The 17,696-nt window shown below is 60.3% G+C and carries 16 protein-coding genes; 8 read left to right on the plus strand and 8 right to left on the minus strand.

Translation table 11 applies throughout. The features are described 5' to 3' along the window. Window positions 1-18: 18 nt before the first annotated feature. From LHFGNBLO_RS17415 to LHFGNBLO_RS17430, 4 genes are all read right to left on the minus strand, one after another. Window positions 19-606, minus strand: a complete 588-nt coding sequence (locus tag LHFGNBLO_RS17415) for a DUF1349 domain-containing protein (RefSeq protein ID WP_258609324.1) — start codon at window positions 604-606, stop codon at window positions 19-21. A 64-nt stretch (window positions 607-670) separates the two neighbouring features. Further along, complete coding sequence (locus LHFGNBLO_RS17420; protein ID WP_258609326.1) at window positions 671-1,672, minus strand: glycoside hydrolase family 3 N-terminal domain-containing protein; 1,002 nt, start codon at window positions 1,670-1,672, stop codon at window positions 671-673. Between the two features lie 47 nt (window positions 1,673-1,719). Further along, window positions 1,720-5,121 (minus strand): molybdopterin-dependent oxidoreductase, encoded by a 3,402-nt coding sequence (locus LHFGNBLO_RS17425; protein ID WP_258609328.1) that lies wholly within the window; start codon window positions 5,119-5,121, stop codon window positions 1,720-1,722. Between the two features lie 72 nt (window positions 5,122-5,193). Continuing rightward, the gene (locus LHFGNBLO_RS17430) at window positions 5,194-6,360 is read right to left on the minus strand and encodes a gluconeogenesis factor YvcK family protein (RefSeq protein WP_258609330.1); all 1,167 of its coding nucleotides are present in this window, start codon (window positions 6,358-6,360) and stop codon (window positions 5,194-5,196) included. A gap of 198 nt (window positions 6,361-6,558) precedes the next feature. Here LHFGNBLO_RS17430 and LHFGNBLO_RS17435 point away from each other — a divergent pair, with 198 nt between their 5' ends. The 6 genes from LHFGNBLO_RS17435 (at window position 6,559) to LHFGNBLO_RS17460 (ending at window position 11,733) form a co-directional block, all read left to right on the plus strand. After that, window positions 6,559-6,765, plus strand: coding sequence for a hypothetical protein (locus tag LHFGNBLO_RS17435; protein ID WP_258609332.1), 207 nt, complete (start codon window positions 6,559-6,561; stop codon window positions 6,763-6,765). Between the two features lie 127 nt (window positions 6,766-6,892). Further along, window positions 6,893-7,567, plus strand: a complete 675-nt coding sequence (locus tag LHFGNBLO_RS17440) for an aspartate/glutamate racemase family protein (protein WP_258609334.1) — start codon at window positions 6,893-6,895, stop codon at window positions 7,565-7,567. Between the two features lie 46 nt (window positions 7,568-7,613). Further along, window positions 7,614-8,720 (plus strand): threonine aldolase family protein, encoded by a 1,107-nt coding sequence (locus LHFGNBLO_RS17445; protein WP_258609336.1) that lies wholly within the window; start codon window positions 7,614-7,616, stop codon window positions 8,718-8,720. A 133-nt stretch (window positions 8,721-8,853) separates the two neighbouring features. Continuing rightward, a complete protein-coding gene (gene otnK, locus LHFGNBLO_RS17450) occupies window positions 8,854-10,125 on the plus strand; it encodes a 3-oxo-tetronate kinase (protein WP_258609783.1) in 1,272 nt (423 codons plus the stop codon). Next, window positions 10,126-10,761: a 3-oxo-tetronate 4-phosphate decarboxylase gene (gene otnC, locus LHFGNBLO_RS17455; protein ID WP_258609338.1), complete on the plus strand. Its 636-nt coding sequence runs from the start codon at window positions 10,126-10,128 to the stop codon at window positions 10,759-10,761. It begins immediately after the preceding gene. 180 nt (window positions 10,762-10,941) lie between these two features. Continuing rightward, entirely contained in the window at window positions 10,942-11,733 is a 792-nt protein-coding gene (locus LHFGNBLO_RS17460; protein WP_258609784.1) for a DeoR/GlpR family DNA-binding transcription regulator, read from the plus strand. A gap of 497 nt (window positions 11,734-12,230) precedes the next feature. On the opposite strand, the gene LHFGNBLO_RS17465 is transcribed toward LHFGNBLO_RS17460, so the two are convergent. The 4 genes from LHFGNBLO_RS17465 to LHFGNBLO_RS17480 all read right to left on the minus strand — a co-directional run bounded on the left by LHFGNBLO_RS17465 (window position 12,231) and on the right by LHFGNBLO_RS17480 (window position 16,787). Further along, entirely contained in the window at window positions 12,231-13,478 is a 1,248-nt protein-coding gene (locus tag LHFGNBLO_RS17465; protein WP_258609340.1) for an ABC transporter ATP-binding protein, read from the minus strand. Between the two features lie 51 nt (window positions 13,479-13,529). After that, window positions 13,530-14,417, minus strand: a complete 888-nt coding sequence (locus LHFGNBLO_RS17470) for a carbohydrate ABC transporter permease (RefSeq protein ID WP_258609341.1) — start codon at window positions 14,415-14,417, stop codon at window positions 13,530-13,532. Then, window positions 14,414-15,394: a carbohydrate ABC transporter permease gene (locus LHFGNBLO_RS17475; protein WP_258609343.1), complete on the minus strand. Its 981-nt coding sequence runs from the start codon at window positions 15,392-15,394 to the stop codon at window positions 14,414-14,416. Before LHFGNBLO_RS17475 ends, LHFGNBLO_RS17470 begins: the two co-directional genes overlap by 4 nt. Before the next feature lie 88 nt (window positions 15,395-15,482). Then, window positions 15,483-16,787: an ABC transporter substrate-binding protein gene (locus LHFGNBLO_RS17480; protein WP_258609345.1), complete on the minus strand. Its 1,305-nt coding sequence runs from the start codon at window positions 16,785-16,787 to the stop codon at window positions 15,483-15,485. A gap of 173 nt (window positions 16,788-16,960) precedes the next feature. On the opposite strand from LHFGNBLO_RS17480, the gene LHFGNBLO_RS33675 reads away from it, so the two are divergent. Then, window positions 16,961-17,173: an aspartate dehydrogenase domain-containing protein gene (locus LHFGNBLO_RS33675; RefSeq protein WP_413774696.1), complete on the plus strand. Its 213-nt coding sequence runs from the start codon at window positions 16,961-16,963 to the stop codon at window positions 17,171-17,173. A 134-nt stretch (window positions 17,174-17,307) separates the two neighbouring features. After that, on the plus strand, window positions 17,308-17,463 hold the full coding sequence (locus tag LHFGNBLO_RS17485; protein WP_258610058.1) for a hypothetical protein: 156 nt from the start codon (window positions 17,308-17,310) through the stop codon (window positions 17,461-17,463). The last annotated feature ends 233 nt before the right edge of the window (window positions 17,464-17,696 follow it).

A 17,696-nucleotide genomic window follows, 5' to 3' on the forward strand; every position in this document is an offset into this window, starting at 1 on the left:
TGCATGGCGCGATCAGCATCAGCTGCCGTCCCGCAGATCCGGGATCGGATCGTAGCTGAGCCTTATGTCCGAGAAACGGACGCGACAGCCGTTTCCGAGCGGCGATTGTGCCGACAAACCGATGGTCAGCGGACCACTGCCACGTGGCAGGGAAAACCATCGCAGGAAATGCCAGTGGCTACCGGCCTCGGAGAAATGAAAGGCAAAGGCGCCGTCCTGGGCGCTCAGCCTTAGATAGACGGCCTCCTTTTCGAAGGGCGGACCGTCGCAATCATCCGACACGCCCTTGGTAACGACGCTGACGAGCGTTGGAACGCGCTGAGGAGAATATTCGAAGGCAATTTTAGCCCAAGTGTCTTCACTGGCTTGGACGAAAATGGTGCCCCCGTCGAACCGGGAACCGAAATCGGCGGTTACTTTTGCTTGCAGGGAAAAGACTGGTGCCTCAATGGACATTGCCATCGAAGGAACATTGCGCAATTTCGCGTTGCCCCGAGGATCAAAAAACCAATCGGTGTTGGGGCCGGCCTCGATCACCGCGTCGTTTCCGTCGAAGTCGATACGCCCTGCCTCTGGGCAGCGTTTTTCAAATCGTTCGATCAGCATTTCTTATGTCCACATTCATAGTTGAATTGAGGTCGCAATTGGCGACGGCCAGTCGAGACAGCGCTCAGGTCAGTCGCAAGGCCAGTGCGCGCAATTTCGAAGCTGATGCGGCGATCTGATCCGCCGAGAGGACCCCATGCTCGACTGCCAGCTCGATGGCACCGACCATCGACGTGATGTGTGGAACGCCATTTGCAGAGACCAGCATCCAGTCCGCGCCGGCGGCCAGTGCTTTGACAGCGGACTGTTCTATGGTCATGTCCCGGATCGTTGCTTTCCAATCCAGGTCATCGGTAAGGACAACGCCGCCAAAGCCGAATTCGCCTTTTAGCAGGCTGATCAACTCGGCGGAGTGGGAGGCTGCAGTGGGCGGAGTCGTCGCCTTGAAGATCGCCGGACCCATCATGACGACATCGCTTCCGGCTTCGATGCCGGCCCGGAAAGGTGCTGAAAAGGCCCGCAGTTCCTCCAGCGAATGCGGAACTTCACCTTCGTCAACGGCGGGATCGAGCACACAGATCGGGTGTCCGGGAAAATGCTTCACCGTTGCGGCGACGCCACCATCCTGAACGCCTTTGACAAAGGCACTGACAATTCGCGTCACTTCACCAATATCCTCGCTGAGGGTACGCCCCTCGAGCCAGGGATTGGGGCCGACAAGCACATCCGCCACCGGCGACAGGAAGACGTTGACGCCAAGATTGCGCGCGGACACGGCCGAAGCCTTTGATCGCGTTTCGATGGCCTCACTGGTAGATCGATGCGCCTCTTCGAGTGATGGCAGCGACGTGACGAGCCGGTGAAGCCTCTCGATGCCGCCGATCTCGGCATCGACGGCAACGAGTACCGGGCCGGCGATGCTTCGAGCCTGGGCAACGGTCTTGCGCCAGCGATCCGCCGTTTCCTCGGCCACGCGCCTGGCGTCGATGATACGGCTGACATACTCCTCGCGCGTTTCGCCAAAGAGCAGCGAGATGCCTCCATCTTCCAGGAAACGGGAGGCTGAGCTATCGATCTCGAGTTCGGGGAAGATCGGCAGAAAGAGGGCATGGATGTCACGCCGCAACTGGGTTCTCATGAAGTCTCCTTAAAATGGATTATGGTGTGCAGCGTTTAGGCGTCGACGAGCAGGTCGGATTTCGGGACAGCCTGACAGGCCAGACAAGTGTCCGTCGCAGATCTGGCAAGGTCCGTGCGATAAGCGATTTCGCCGTCCAGGACCCGCACCTCGCAGCTCTCGCACTGGCCGGCGCGGCATCCGTTGGTGATCCTCACTCCTTCCGCCTCGGCCAATTCCAGCAGCGAGCCGCGCGCACGTTCCCAGATTGCCGTCTTGCCGGAACGCACGAAGGTGACCGAATAGGGCCCTTCAGGCAGAGCGCTCTGATCGACGCTGCCGGCGGCAAAAGCCTCTTCGAACATAAGCTGATCGGGGTGGCCGGCTCGGACCAACTCTGCCCTTAGCGATTCGACCATGCCTGACGGGCCGCAGAAATAGATCGCCGGCGGGACCTCGAACGTCTCTAGCCGCAGATGCCGGAGGTCGACGCGCCCCCGATGAATATCGGCAGGAACGTCTTTACCGGCGCGGCTCCAGCATCTGTCGATCGTCACTTCCGGCATGGCCGCGAGCAGTGACCTCAGCCGGTCAGCAAAGGCTTCCGTTTCCGCGAGGCTGTTGGCGTAGGCAAGATGAACCCTCGGGCGAAGAGGCTGTCGTGCCAAGGTCTCCAGATAGGACAGAAAGGGGGTAATGCCGATGCCTCCGGCGACCAGCACAACGGGACGTGCCGAGACTAGGGGCGGCGTGAAGCGCCCGGAAGGCGCACGTGCGTCCAGTTCGTCGCCCGGGGCCAGAACGTCATTTATCGCAGTCGACATGCGGCCCGGCGGCAGGTCGTCATGTCCAACCGGCGCCGGCACTGCGCGCACGGCGATCGTATAGGCGGTGCGTTGTGCGTCAACGGCCGGTCCCGTCAGTGAATAGCACCGGATAAGGTCGTCGCCGTCGGTGCGCCGCCGCAAAACGATATGCTGACCCGGCTCGAAATCAGGTAGAAAGTTGCCATCAGGGCTCGCCAGCGTGACCGCGGTTACACCCTCGGCGACCTTGTCGACGCCCATCACCCGCATCGCGCGAAAGCCCCGCCAGGCGGTCCTTCCCTTGGCGATCGGCACGATGTTGCAGGACTGTGAACGGTGTGCAGCGGCGCCACTGACCGGGTCCAATTGGTCGCTGCCAACGAGCAAGTTGTAGTTGGCGCCGGTGCTTGAGAAGGCGTCATAGCTGGGGAGGTCGAGTGCGGCATTTCCCTGCCACCATCCAAACGAGGCGCGGACGACCCGCTGGTCCAGGCTGTTGTCCAGTTTGACTTTCATGCGGGCCTGGCCGTGGCGTGTGCTGATCTCGGCCCAGTCTCCGGCCTCTAGGCCAAGTCGTTCGGCCGCCTCGGGGGCGAGGTTTACCGTCGGCTCGGGCTCCCGTTTGCGCAGCGACGGCACCTGTCGATGCTGGGAATGGCAGTAATATCCCGTCTTCGCCGTCGTCAGTGCGAAAGGGTAGGCCTCGTTTGCTGGAAGATCGTCGGCGTCGAATGTCGGCACCGGCGGCTGACCGTTGCGGTGCAACAGCGCTGAATAAAGTTCAACCTGACCAGTTTCGGTGGCGAAGCCGGTCACGCCTGCCTCAGTCGGCTCGGCATATTTGCGGTAGCGCTGCTTCAGCGGATAACGGATTCCTTCCGGGCAATTTTTCAACTGATCGAGCGTGATCCCGCTCGGTTGCAATATGTGAGACCGGGCCGCTTCGATGCTGCCGTCGAAGAACTGATCGCGCAGGCCGAGCTCCTCGGCCAGGGCAAAGGCGATTTCTGCGTCCGAACGAGATTCACCCGCTGAAGCCACCACCTGCTGTCTCAGTTGCACGTGCTCCTGGGCGGCAAGCCCGGAACCGAAGCCGATTCTCAGTGCGTCGCGCTCCCACGGTGTGTTGACCGGCAACAGGAAATCGGCGGAGCGAGCGCTTGGGTTTTCGAACACGTCGCAATGGACATAGAACTCAAGCGCATCCAGCGCGTCTCGCCCTCGCAACGAGTTCGCATGGGCGACGGCAAGGTTCGCTCCGAAGCCGATAAGTCCACGCACTTTGTAGGGGCGACCATCGAGCACTGCGGTGTAGAAATCATGCGCGGTGATGCGGCCTTGGTTCGGCGGACCAAGCGGCTTGTCGTCGAGCCCGATGGCCTTGGCCATCTGCGCCGGATCCAGGAAGTTGGGGCCGCAGATGGCGTTGCGTGGTACGCACGGCAGCACAACATTGCCGCCGGGTGCATCGTAGCAGCCTTTGAGAGACATCAGCGTGGCGAGCGCACGGTCGATTTGAGTAGATTGTGCGTGCTGACCCAGACCGGTCCAGGTGTAGTAGGCGACCGATCGGGCGGCACCGATCATCCGTGCTGCGGCGCGTATTTCTTCTTCTGGTATCCAGGTTAAGCGAGCCACTTCACTCAATGCGTGGCGGCTCGCCGCCGCGTGAAGCCAATCGAAAGCTGAGGTGCACCGAACGGTGCCGTTCGCAGTGCTGACGATTATTTCACCGGAGCGCGCCGCCTGGGCAAGCACCGTTGGGGAATCGCGGCCTTTGCACTGCACGAAGGTCAGTCGCCCGTCAGTTCCGAGCACGACGAACGCGTCCGCATCCTTTCCCTGTGCATTCAGGTCGCCGCCGCGCAGAAATTCCCCGTTGTCGTCGCGTACAAGGAAGGCGGCATTGGTCCACTGCATCAGGAATGAGTCATCGAAAGAATTCTCTTCAATCAGCAGGCGCATGATGCCGAGCGCCAGTATGCCGTCGGAGCCAGGGCGGACCCGCAGCCATTGGTCGGCGCCGATCGCGAATCCGAAGCGTCGCGGATCGATGACGAGGATCTTGCAACCACGAGCCCGGGCTGCCGCGACTTGCGTCGCCTGGTCCAGCCAGACGGAACTTGGATTGAAGCCCCAGAGAACGATCAGATCCGCCTGGCCGTAATCAGGGTAGGGGAGGCCGGTTCCGAAGGTAAATGCGTGAGCAAAATCCTTGTGCCAGTTGCAGATCTCGGTGGTGCTGACCCAGTTCGGCGTACCGCTAGTCTGGATCAGGCGTTCTATCCATTCCTCGCCGTCGCTTAGAGCTGTGCCGCTCGGCGTCGTTGTCGACACGGCGACACTCTCGATCCCGTGCCTGTCGCGCAGGTGGCGGAGTCGCTCTCCGATTTCAGACAGCGCCTGCTTCCAGGAGACAGGAACCCAGCCGGGCTCGTCGCTTCCCTTCGGTTGGGTGCGCTTCAGCGGCGTCATTAGCCTGTCGGGGTGATAGAGGATTTCCGGCGCCGCCTTGCCCTTCACGCAAAGCGACTTCCCAGTGGGGTGAGCGGGAGCGGGCGCAGCACCCGTCAGCCGTCCGTCCTCAATGATGAATGTGGCGCCGCATCTGGATTTGCAGAGCGCGCAGAAGCCGGGCTTTTCCGTACGCATCGCTGACTCGATTGGTTTGTAGATCGATCTAATTGCAAACTGCTTCCATCGGTTGCCATTGTCAAGTCAGGTTCAAGGGGCAGCCAGTTTCGACAGGTCGTGGGCAACGGCTTCACCATCGTGAGTGCCCCTTTGCCATAGGTCCTCGAAGTCCCCGGAAATCACCGAGATGCCTTGCGCTCTACACATTTCATGCAGTGAGCCCGACTGGAGGTAGCTGAATTTACCGACGCGCTTGGGGAAGGGAAAGAAATTGCGATTAGACAGAACATGGGTGAGCACGATGCCGCTGGAGCGGGCCCTGGCAATCCGAAGGAACGTGGAGAGTTGCGCCTCAAGCGTCATGCCTCGGGTTTCGGCGCAATCGGTGATGTTCCCGACAAATATCTTCTTGGCTCTTGAGTTGGCGGAAATTGCCTCCGAGACACCGTCGACCAGAAGGTGAGGCAACAAGCTGGAGAAAAGGCTCCCCGGGCCGTACAGAATGATATCGGCGGTACGGATGGCCTCTATCGCAGGGCCGTTGGCCTCGACTTTGGCCGATACCGCCGAATCCGATGTTCGCGTCAACCAGATGTCTTCGATCCACACAGGCTGTTCGGTCGGAGTCAGCGTCGTGATCAGGTGCTGCCGGTCGAGGACACGCCCGTCAGAAAGGCGAGCCGACAAATGGACATCGCCCGCGACTGCGATGGGCCAGACCTTGCCCTCGATGCCGCACATGCCTTTGAAAATGGAGATGGCGGCGTTGATGTCGTTGTCATGAGCAAGATAGGCGCCAGCCAGAATAAAGTTACCGACGCTTCCGTTTCCAAGATCGAAATCCTCGGGCAAATGGGACTTGAAAACATCGAGGTAGCGCGTGATAGCGTTGCTTAGGGGCAGCGGCTGTGTCTTCAAAAGCGAATGCCGGCAGTCTGCGAAGAAATCGAACTCCGTTCGCAATTGTCGTTTGTCCTCTGCCTCGGACAGCCGGGCATTGCACATCCTGATGACATTGCCGGCGCACTGTTCGCCATGAGCCATCGTCATTAATGCTTGCCGGATATCTCCTACTGGAAGAATGCCCAGCGTTTCCCTGATCGCTCGCGAACTGCCGCCGCTATCCCAGGCAGGTACGATGCGCGTTAGGCGGCCGGCAGACCGTGACAGCGCCAGATTGATGTTGCGACATCCGCTGCCGCCACCCAGCATGACGATATGAGGTGGCTTCCGACGGTCGATACTCAGCGCTGCCAAACCGCTACTCCCGAGAATGCAAATGAAATCAGACCAATTGCACATATTGAAGTGTGCTGTCTTTTAGTCTACGACTTAGATCGATACAATGGCTGTCGTCGGGCGGTCGCTGCCCAAGGTGCGCTCTTCGCCGGAACGTCGTCAGGGGGACTCATGGTACAGGATCTGATGAGAACAAAGGCGACGAGAATTGCTTCATTGGCGGTTCTGCTTGTCGCCGCCGATCATATCGCATTGGCCGGGCGAACCATGTCTCGATGCTATGATCTGATCCTGAGGTATGGCGAAGGGCAGGTCGAAATAGCCGACCTGAAGCTGCAGGCCTCCGGTGCCGTCTGGGCGAGGCTGCTTGGCGTCGAGGACGCTGGCTACGACAACAAGGCCACTGAACCACCTGCAGGTTAACGGCAACTCAGTCGAGTTAGAATTTGGGCTTTCAGAATAAATTGCATCGATCTAATCGACTAAATGCATCGAGCGTTGGCATCGAGGCGGATCACAACATGGGAAATGAATTTTTGGTCAGCAGAGCATGACATCGAGCAGCAAGATCGTCCTCTTTCATACAGCGCCGGCCCTGGTTCAGGTCTTCGATGAACTGGCAGCCGAACTTGCCCCGGATATCGCGATAAGGCATGTGCTTCGGCCGGACTTGCTGAAGCAGGCAATTGACGCAGGAAGCGCGACTCCGGAGATCATCGCCGCTGCGGCAAAAGCGATGCTTGAAGAAGCCGGGCCGGATATCGACGCTGTCGTTTGCACTTGCTCGACGATCGGACAGGCGGCCGATCTGGCAAACATGCAGCGACCAGTATTCAGGATAGACCGACCGATGGCGCGCAGAAGTGTCGAATTGGGCGGACGCATCCTGGTGCTGGCAACCGTCGGCACCACGATCGCTCCGACCGTGGATCTGTTGGAGTCCGAAGCGAGTGTAGCAAGTCGTGCGCTGTCGGTAAGAAGCCTGGTTCTCGAACGAGCGCGCAGCCTGTTTCTGGATGGCCGCCACGAAGATTATCTGGATGCGGTCGCGGAAGGCATCTCGGCCGCGGCGCGGGACGCAGACGTCGTCGTTCTCGCCCAGGCATCAATGGCCGCAGCATTGCCGCGCGCGAAAGATATCGGCGTGCCAGTTCTGAGCAGTCCTCGCATTGGTTTCGAGGGCATGTTGCGGGATTTGCCTCGTCTTGCCCAGCGACGTGCTTGAGGGCCCGGCCGCTCGACCGAACGCCGATCGAAGAAAGGAAATATGCGTGGGGACTGTCAGCCAGCCAATCGACCTGCGGAGCGACACCGTCACCAAACCCACGCGCGAAATGCTCGAAGCCATGTCGCGCGCGGACCTCGGGGACGATTTCTTTCGGGATGATCCGACCGTTCTGGCTTTCGAAGAAGAGGTTGCGGAGCTTCTTGGGCTCGAGGCAGCGATGCTCGTGATCAGTGGAACGATGGGCAATATCGTTTCATGCATGGCGCTCTCCTCCAGAGGGGAATCGTTCATCGTTGAATCGCGGGCGCACATTCAAATCAATGAAAGTGGGTGGGCTTCGACACTCGCGGGACTGACGCCACGGCCGATTGCCGGTACCAATGGCGCGATTTCGCCAGAGGCTCTCGAGGAGACAATTCAGGATAGCCGGAGCAGACTTGGTGTGCCATCGCGACTGCTCTGCCTCGAAAACACGCACAACGCCGCCGGCGGCAGGGTCATGGTCCCGTCGCAGATCGCAACGCTGGCCGGCATAGCGCACTCAAATGGTCTGCGGGTCCATCTCGATGGGGCGCGGATATTCAACGCATCTGTTGCACTTGACAGGCCGGTCCGAGACTTTGTCCGGGATGTCGATACAGCGACCTTCTGCCTGTCGAAAGGGTTGAGCTGTCCCCTCGGTGCGGTTGTTGCCGGAGGCACGGACGTGATCAAGGAGGCGCGCCGTTGGCGCCAGGTCGTCGGTGGCGGCATGCGTCAGGCAGGCATCATTGCCGCAACCGGGCAGGTGGCTTTGCGGTCGATGGTGGATCGGCTTCAGCAGGACCACGAGAACGCGACCCTTCTTGCCTCCCGCCTGGAGGCCGCCGGCATCGACATCGATGTGCAGGCGGTCGAGACCAACATCCTGTTCGTCAACCTGCCCGTGTGCGGGTTCGACCCTCTCCTCTTCCATGCCGGACTTCTAGACAAGGGGGTTGTCGTAAACCCGCCGAAAGGCGGACGCGTCCGGCTGGTCGTCCACCGACACGTAGCGAAGTCCGATGCCGTGGCAGCGGCCGATCTGTTTGTCGAAGCCTTCCATGCCGCTTGTAGCGGGGACGGTTCGCCGGAACAACGCCATGTCGAGCACGGCGCGGCGGTCTACTGATGCCGGGGGCGGAAATGTGGCCCTGGCTTGGATGCATCGCGGTTGCTCTGGCCGGAGCGATGTGGATTGCTGCGCGGACCTCGGCGCGCCGGCCCTTTCCAAGGATCCTCAACGCGCCGCCCGAGGTTGGATGATGCTGCTCGGCGTGATTGCAGATGATTTCACAGGCGCGAGCGATATCGGCAACACGCTTGCGAAAGGGCTCCCCGGACAGGGGGGCCTGCGAACCGCTCAGTTTCTCGGGGTGCCCTCCACGCCCGCGCCGGACGATATCGAAGCCGGTGTCGTTGCCCTGAAAAGCCGGTCGATCCCGGCGGGGGAGGCTGTCGCACAGTCTCTGGCGGCGCTGAAATGGCTGCAGGCGCAACGTTGCCGCCAGTTTGTATTCAAATACTGCTCGACTTTTGATTCCACGCCTGGCGGCAACATCGGGCCGGTCGGCGAGGCTTTGGCCGGCGCCCTGGGCGTGAAGGGCGTGATCGCCTGCCCGGCGTTTCCGACAGTCGGCCGGACCCTCTATCAGGGCCACCTCTTCGTCCGGGACCGACTGCTCAACGAGTCCAGCCTGCAAAACCATCCCCTCAACCCAATGACGGATCCGGATATTCGCCGTTGGCTTGCGCGCCAGACGGCAGGGCCGGTCGGCCTGGTCGCCTTGGGCACCGTCAAGGCCGGTCACGGTGCTTTGTCCTCCGCGCTGGAAGCGGCCGGGCAGGAGGGCCAGACGCTTGTCATAGTCGACGCCGTCGACGATGACGATCTGATAACGATCGCCAGGGCCGCCGCCCCGGCCCCCCTGATCACGGGCGGATCCGGCATTGCGCAAGGGCTGCCGGCAAACTTTATCGCGTCCGGTCTTGCAGCCGGCTCCAGCCACGTCGCGATGAGGGTACGGGGCCCGGAGGCAATCCTCGCGGGAAGCTGCTCAGGCGCGACGCGGCAGCAGGTCGAGATCCACGCGCGATCGCATCCGGTGCAGGCAATCGAAGTCGAGAAGGTGATGGAGGGCACGGTGACGCCGGAAAGCCTTGTTGCGTTCATCGAGAGCCACCGCGGCCAAGCGCCTCTGGTGTTCTCCGGAGGCACGCCACAGGAGGTGGCGGCGTTGCAGCATCGCTTCGGGCGTGAACAGCTGGCCGAAACCCTCGATACGCTTTTTGCCTGCACCGCAAGAATGTTGGTGGAACGCGGGATCAAGCGGCTCGTGGTGGCCGGCGGGGAGACTTCTGGTGCCGTAGTTTCGGCTCTCGATCTCGGAGCGCTCACCGTCGGCGGCGAAATCGATCCAGGGGTGCCGGCACTCTATTCTCAAGGCGATGACCCGATTGCGCTGGCACTCAAGTCCGGCAATTTCGGCTCCCCTGATTTCTTCGGCAAGGCACTAGCGAAACTGGAGGGCCGATGAATGGACGAGAGTAAGTTACGGGACGATATTGTCCGGCTGTCGAGGTCACTCTACGACCGCGGCTTTTCGGTCGGCTCGGCGGGCAACATCAGCGCCGCGGTTGACGACGGGCTTCTCATTACCCCGACGAATTCCTGTCTCGGATTCCTGGACCCGGACAAGATCAGCAAACTCGATCGGAAAGGCAATCATGTGGCCGGTGCCCCACCGTCGAAGGAGATTTTCCTCCATCGCGCCTTTTATGAAACGCGGCCGCATACCGGCGCTGTCGTCCATCTCCATTCGACTTTTGCCACCGCATTGTCGTGCCTGTCGGACACCGATCCGCAAGACTGCATCCCTCCAATCACACCTTATGTCGTTATGCGGGTCGGCACCGTGAAGCTGGTGCCGTATGTGCGCCCCGGCGACCCAAAAGCTGGAGATCTGATTCGCGAGTTGAAAGGTTCATACGCGGCAGTGCTGCTCGCCAATCACGGGCCTGTCGTGACCGGCAAGGACATCTTTTCCGCCATTTGCGCCGCGGAGGAACTGGAAGAAACAGCAAAACTTCTCGTCATTTTACGCGGGGCGCCAACGAGACGATTGGCTCCTGACCAGATCCAGGAATTGAAGACCGTATTTGGAAGTCACTAAATCAAGGCGTTTTTGCACGGCTCCTGGGATTGCTTGTCAATCAGCGTGGCTTTGATTCTCTCAATACTGCCTGACGAGGCCGCGACGTGTTTGCCGAGCACTGCATTGACACCTTCCATGATGTGGTACACGTTTGTGCCGACTTGTGCATGAAGTGAGGTAAAATTGTCCTACCTTTTGTTGGGGGAGCGTCAATCGCTCATAAAGCAGCGTCTGGGAGCGCGGGGGCGGGTGCTTGCGGGCGATTTGGCGCAAGAATTGGGAGTGTCTGAAGACACAATCAGGCGCGATCTGAGGGAAATGGCCGCGGCGGGGCTATGTCGGCGGGTTTATGGCGGCGCATTGCCGATTTCTTCGGCGTCGGTCCCGACCTTAGAGCGATCGACAAGTTTTGCGAACCGGAATGCGATTTTAGGCAAGGCGGCAGCAGCACTTGTTTCTCCCAGCAGCACGATCTTTATCGATGCGGGTTCGACCAACGCTGCTGTGGCGATGGCACTATCGCGCGATATCAACATCACAGTGGTCACGAACTCGATCGTCGTCTTGGGGGCGATCGCCAATAGATCGAACATCGAGGTAGTTCTTATCGGCGGGCGCCTTGATCAAAAAAGCGGAGCTATTCTAGGTGGAAGAGCAATCAAGGACGCCGAGTCCATTCATACCGACATATGCTTTCTTGGTGCGAGCGGCGTCGACGCAGAAGCAGGAATAACGGCCTCAAGCTTTGAGGAAGCAGAAATGAGGCGGTCGGTGGCAAAGGCGAGCCGTTCGATCGTAGTCGCTGCCACTCTCGACAAGTTTGGCACTAAGGCTCCGTTCGCTGTCGTCCCGGGCGACGGAGGCTACATATTGGTCACAGAGCATGGTTTCGGCGCCCAAGAGGCTGCCGCTTTCGAGCGACGCGGGGTCAAGGTAATCAGAGCGCCGGCTATGACGGGCAGCCAGCGCCGATTCGCGATCCCGGATTGATCGTGTCTGAAAACGGGACCACGAGGGGATGAGTTTGGCCTCTCCTATGCCATGGCATTACGCGCGCCGTTGAATATCAGAGCCATGGCAACTCGACGCCGGAGATCTCCGCGCAAGTGTCGTGAAGGCTGTCTTGCAGAGCGATGTCGTGGGCCTGCGGGTTCGGCTCGCGCTCAGGGTGGCGAGCGTTTGCCGCGGATTGATCTGCTTGAACAGGTGGACCGCGTTTGCGATGATCGCGGTCAGGATGTTTCCCTGCAATTCGCCCCAGCTTACCTTTTGGGCGGCAGCTTCTCTGGCTCGCTTTTGTGACGCAAAGTGGTGTTCGTCCGAGCGTCCGCAAGGCAAAGACCCGTTCCATCGGCAACCGATTGTTGACGGCGACGCACTTTGGCCGTGTCCAAAGTCTTACCTACTCCAACCTCGCCGGCCGCTACAAAGCCTTCCACAAGTACGCGGCGAGTGCGCCGAACGAGCGCACGAGACGCTTCAGTTCATCAGCCCGTTGGACGTGCTTGCGGCGCTGCCGCCCGAAGGGTCAGCCCACGGTCGCCATCGAACAGATAAAGGCGATCGGGGTCGATCGCGAGCCGCACGTGGTCGCCTCGACGTACTGACTTGGACCGCCGCCCGGAGCGCGATATCAGGACCGCTCGTCGATCCTGTCCGGATGGATCGATGCCACCGGTCGCGATCGGATCCGCCTCGTTCAGCTGGGCACGCAACTGCGGTGCCGACACGCGCTCCGCCTCGACCTCAACGTAGACGACCTCGTCGGCGCCGAGCATCTCAGTTAGCGCGACTGTTGCCGGCAGATTTGCCAGCACGGCGTGGTCTGACGGCATGGCCTCGTTACCGACGACTCGGACATCCTCCGGCCGAATGCCGAGCGCAACCCGGCTGCCCGACATCGACCGCAGCCGGGGGAAGCGGTCGGCATGTCGGCTCTCAAGCTGGATCAGCTGTGGTCCGACCCGCAACGTCACGCTGTCATTTCCGGCGACCTCGACTGCCGCGTCGACGAAGCTCATGGACGGGCTGCCCATGAACCCTGCGACGAAAAGATTCGCTGGCTCATCGTACAAAAGGGCTGGCGAGGCGATCTGCTGAAGGACACCCTTGTGCAGGACCGCTACCCGATCGGCCATGGTCATGGCTTCCACTTGGTCGTGGGTCACGTAAACAGTTGTCACGCCAAGCGCCCTCTGAATGCGTGAGACCTCTGCACGCATCTGGACTCGAAGGCTCGCATCCAGGTTCGAGAGCGGTTCGTCCATCAGGAAAGCATTCGGGCGACGGACAATCGCGCGGCCCATTGCAACGCGCTGCCGTTGTCCTCCGGAGAGCTGCGCAGGCTTACGCCGCAGCAGTTCGGTGAGCTGCAGGAAGCGGGCTGCCTCGGTCACTCGGGCCTCAATCTCGGACTTGGCGACCCCCGCCATGCGCATCCCGAACGATATGTTGTCGTAGACGGTCATGTGTGGAAACAGCGCATAGTTTTGGAACACCATCGCCACGTCACGATCACCGGGCTCCAGTCGGGTCACGTCCTTGCTCGCGATCTGGATCGTGCCGCTAGACGTCTTCTCCAGACCGGCAATCATGCGCAGCAGCGTAGTCTTGCCACAACCGGATGGACCAACGAGCACCAAAAACTCCCCCTCCTCCACCGTGAGGCTGATGCTATCGACGGCGCGGAGCCCTCCAAACTCCTTGCAGACATTACGGATTTCCAGAAACGACATAATGAACACCTTGCCCAAGAAGAACTGAGGAACGGGATTGCGACAGGGCCCTCAGCCCTTAACCGCGCCCCCGAGAAGTCCACGCACTACGAACCGCTGCATTGCAAAGAAAACGATGAGCGGGATCACCATCGTGCAGAAGGCGCCAGTCGAGAGAGCCTGCCAGTTCGTGCCGAACCGTTGCAGGATCGTGACCAACGCGACATTCACGACGGTCTTGTCGGAGTTGAGGAACACCAGCGCGACAAGCATGTCGTTCCATGTCCACAGGAACTGGAACACCGCGAAGGCAGTGATCGCCGGAAGTGTAAGCGGCAGCACGATCTTCCAGAATACCTGGTAGTGCGACGCTCCCTCCGAGCGGGCGGCTTCGATGAGTTCGCTCGGCAGTCGCGAGATAAACCCGTAGAGGACCGAGATCGCGAGCGGCATGCCGAACGCCGAGTGCGTAATCCAGATCGAGATCCACGACCCTTTTATCCCCAGGCTGAGCCATAGCTTTAGGAGCGGGATGAACGCTACCTGCAGCGGGATGACGAGCATGGAGATCACCACCGCAAGCAGCACCTTTCGCCCCCGGAACGGAAGGTAGGTGAGGCCGTAAGCGGCATAGGCGGCGAACAGCACCGGCATGATCACCGCCGGGATCACAACGGCCAGCGTCGTGAAGATCGGCTCGAGGAAGACCTTGATCGAGTTTTGGTAACCGTCCAGCGTCCAGCCTTGGTCCCCCGACGGATCGAGCAGGGCGTCCCACCAAGCCGTTGCCCGGATCGCATTTTCCGTGCGGAACGACGTGACGAAGAGCCCGAACAGCGGGATCAGCCAGAGGATCACGAGCACAGCGATGGTCAGGCGAACCGACAGCCACCCGAGGCGGTAACGAAGACGACGGCGCGGTGCGGACGGTGTGGAGCTGGGAGCAGCGAGGGTTGTCATGCCGAGTGCATCCTGCGTTCCTGCCGCATGTTGAGCCAGACGATGATGATCGCCGGAACGAGCATGATGATCACCACGGCGGACGCCTGCCCCTCGTCGTTGAGCGGGAAGAGCAGTTGGTAGAAACGGTTTCCGATCACATCGGTCGAGTCTCGTCCGTTGGTCATGGCGAACACGATGTCGAAGGACTGAAAGCTGAGCAGGGCCACGGTCGTGAAGACGGTGAGGACCGATGGCAAAATCTGCGGGAAGACGACGTGACGGAAGATCCGGAAGCCACCCACGCCTTCGAGCCGGGCAGCTTCGATCGTCTCGGTGGGCACATTCTTGATCGCTGTCGAGATCATGACCATCGCAAAGCCGGTTCCGAGCCAGATCGTCACCAGCACCAGGAGCAGCGTGTTGAGGTGGAACGCCTCATTGCTGAGGAGGGCAATCGGCCGGTTAGTGAAGAGGGTGATGACGCCGTTGAAGACGCCAATCTGCGGCTCGGGGTTTGGACGGTAGGCAAACATCAGAAACCACACCGCCGATGCGGCCACGGCGCTCACAGCCATGGGCATGAAGAAGATTGACTTGGTGATGGCCTCCCACCTAGGCCGAAGCTGATCCAGAAGAGCTGCGAGTGCAATGGCGAGCCCGATCGTTGCCGTGGCACCCACGCCCAGCCAGAATACCACGGAGTTGGTCACGGCCGTGCGGACGTCCGGATTGTTGATCGCTTTTGCGTAGTTGACGAGGCCGACGAAATGCCCAGTCCGGGGATTCGTGAACGAGGCAATGAACGTCAGAATCGTGGGGTCGATGTAGGCCAAAAAGACGAACAGGAAGGCTGGCCCGACGAACATAACTATTGTCGCCGGACCTCGCAGACGGCGTGGCAGCCGCTTGACGCCCTGGTTCATCGCCCAGAGTAGGACTGCAATACCGGCGGTCCCGCCAATGACCGCGACGGCAGCCGTAAGGATCTGTTCCAAGCCATTCTCCTCCCGTGACACGACAGGCCAGGTGAAATGTAGTCGCCGGCGCCGGCCGCATTGGCCGGCGCCGGCAGACAGATTTCGATCACTGCGGACGGGCGTCGTCGATCCTCTGAAGGATCGCGTCCAGATCCGCGCCGTCACTCTTGAGGAAATCCATGTAGCCGTCCCACATGGCTTTTGCCTGTGCCAAAGGCACTGCGTCCGCCGGTGCCTCAGCGGTGGTCACAGGCGTATTCTTGAGGATGTCCGTGACCTGGGCAAAGTACTCGTCACCCGGGTGGAATTCGGAGGCGTCGAACGTCTTATTGGCGCTGAGCCACGAGTTGTTGGACTTGCCGAACTCTTGGTAGAACTCTGCCGAGTACAGGAACTCGAACAGACTGCGCGTTTCGACTGAATCCTTTAACACAGCCAGGTAGTTGCCGTTCACGATGGCAGTCGGCTGGGCGTCCGCGGACATCTTGGGGAAGACGAACATGCCGACCTGCCCGGTCGTTTTCATCCCCTCGATCGGGTCGCCCAGACCGATGGTATTGGTGAAGTTCCCCTCGCCATGCATCATGGCGCATGTGGGCGGAGTATTGGCGATGCCGACTCCGCCCTCCCAGACGGTCATCGCCACGGTTGCGTCCTTGCCACCGTAAATGGCGTCCCAGTTGAGCCGAATCTTGCCCTGCTCTACCCAGATTTCCTTCACTCGCGGATCGGTGTTCTTGATCTCGCCGGCGTTCCACTTGTTGACGAAGTCGATGCCGTACTTGGCCAAGGCCATGTCCATGACCCAGTCGTAGCCGAGCCAGCCGGACGTGGAGCCGTCAACCTCGGGGGTGCACCAGGCCTTCTGCCCAAGCGCGGTGATCTGGTCGGTGAGAGCCAACAGTTCGTCCCAGGTCTGCGGGGTCTGAAGGTTGTTGTCGCTAAAGAATTTCCGATTGTAAAAGATGGTGCTGTTAACAACATGGTACCATGGGGCCGCGTACAGCTTGCCATCACGGCCGAGCCCGTCGAGGAACTTCTCGTCGAGGGCCGCCCGCAGCTTTTCTCCCAAGCCCATGTCTTCCACGGACACAACCGGCACGCCCGCGTCCAGGAAGTCGTTGAGCATACCGGTCTGATACAGATGGGTGATGTCCGGGTAGTCACCGGCTCTCGTACGAGTCGTGATGACGTCTTCGAGCTTGCCCTCGGACCATACGACTTCGACGCCGGGATGCTTCGGCTTCCAATGCAGATCTACGGCGCGCTGGATGGCCACGAGATCACTACCGACCCCGGTCGTGATCTCGATCCTGTTCGTGTGCGGAACATCTTGCGCAAGTGCATTGGACGCAGACAGCGTGAGCAGAAGCGCAGCGCTCGTCCGCACGATTGCATTCAAGGCCTTCATGGTTCTCCCTCCTTGTTGACCAACCAGGTAGTGTTCACCTAGTGATCGCCGCGGAGCAATTTCGCATGCCCGCTATAAATGACGCTGTGTGACGCTCCGAATGCAGCAGTGTGTCGCTCTACTTTCGTTTGGCGAGGCTGCATGGGTAAGAGAGAAAGGGCCCACGAACGCGTGTGGAGCTCATTGCTGACCCGGCTTCCAATCGAAACCGTCACCGCATCGAAGCGGTCGGCGCGTTTGATCGGTTCGCGATTGAACTTGAGAACGCACCTCTCCCGGCAAACCCGAAATCCTCGTTCCTGACCGCGCTTAGCCTGGTGCGATTGATCGAGAGCCAGGTAGGTACGCTCGTCGTATGTGACCCCGTGGACATATGGGCTGCATGAGCAGAGCTCTCGCTCGCAACAAATGCGAAATACGCGGAGGGGGCAGCCGATGCCGTGAGCGAAACGCTCAGCAAAGTGGTGCTCAGATCAACGCCTTCGGGGTGATACTGGGCGAGTGATTGGAAATTGAGCTCATGAAGGCGGCGAGGAAAGAACACCCGAAGGCCTCGAAAAAGGACATCGCCCGCGCCGCTTTCTTCTCGATCATTGCACATGCCGACGAAGACCTGGGCAAATCGAAAAATCTGCAGGCCTTCGCGCTGGCGGAAAGAACGCAGGGTTCTGAATAGGCCAGTGTCACAGCACAGTGACAGCTAGGTGCAGCCAATCGTCACGATTTGAGTGGAGTGGGCTTTTTCGCCCATCCCATTCTTCGGGCCAGGGTTCGAACACCGTATGCCAGATAAACAGAGCCCAAGCCGATCAAAGCGCCATAGCTCAATGGCATCTCACCGAAGTAAAGGCGAAATGCAGTATATACGCCCCAAGTGAGCAGAATTGCGAAGGCTGCCCATGCGAGAGT

Origin of the sequence: Mesorhizobium sp. AR10 (assembly GCF_024746795.1) — a bacterium.
In the GTDB taxonomy this organism is placed as follows: Bacteria; Pseudomonadota; Alphaproteobacteria; order Rhizobiales; family Rhizobiaceae; genus Mesorhizobium.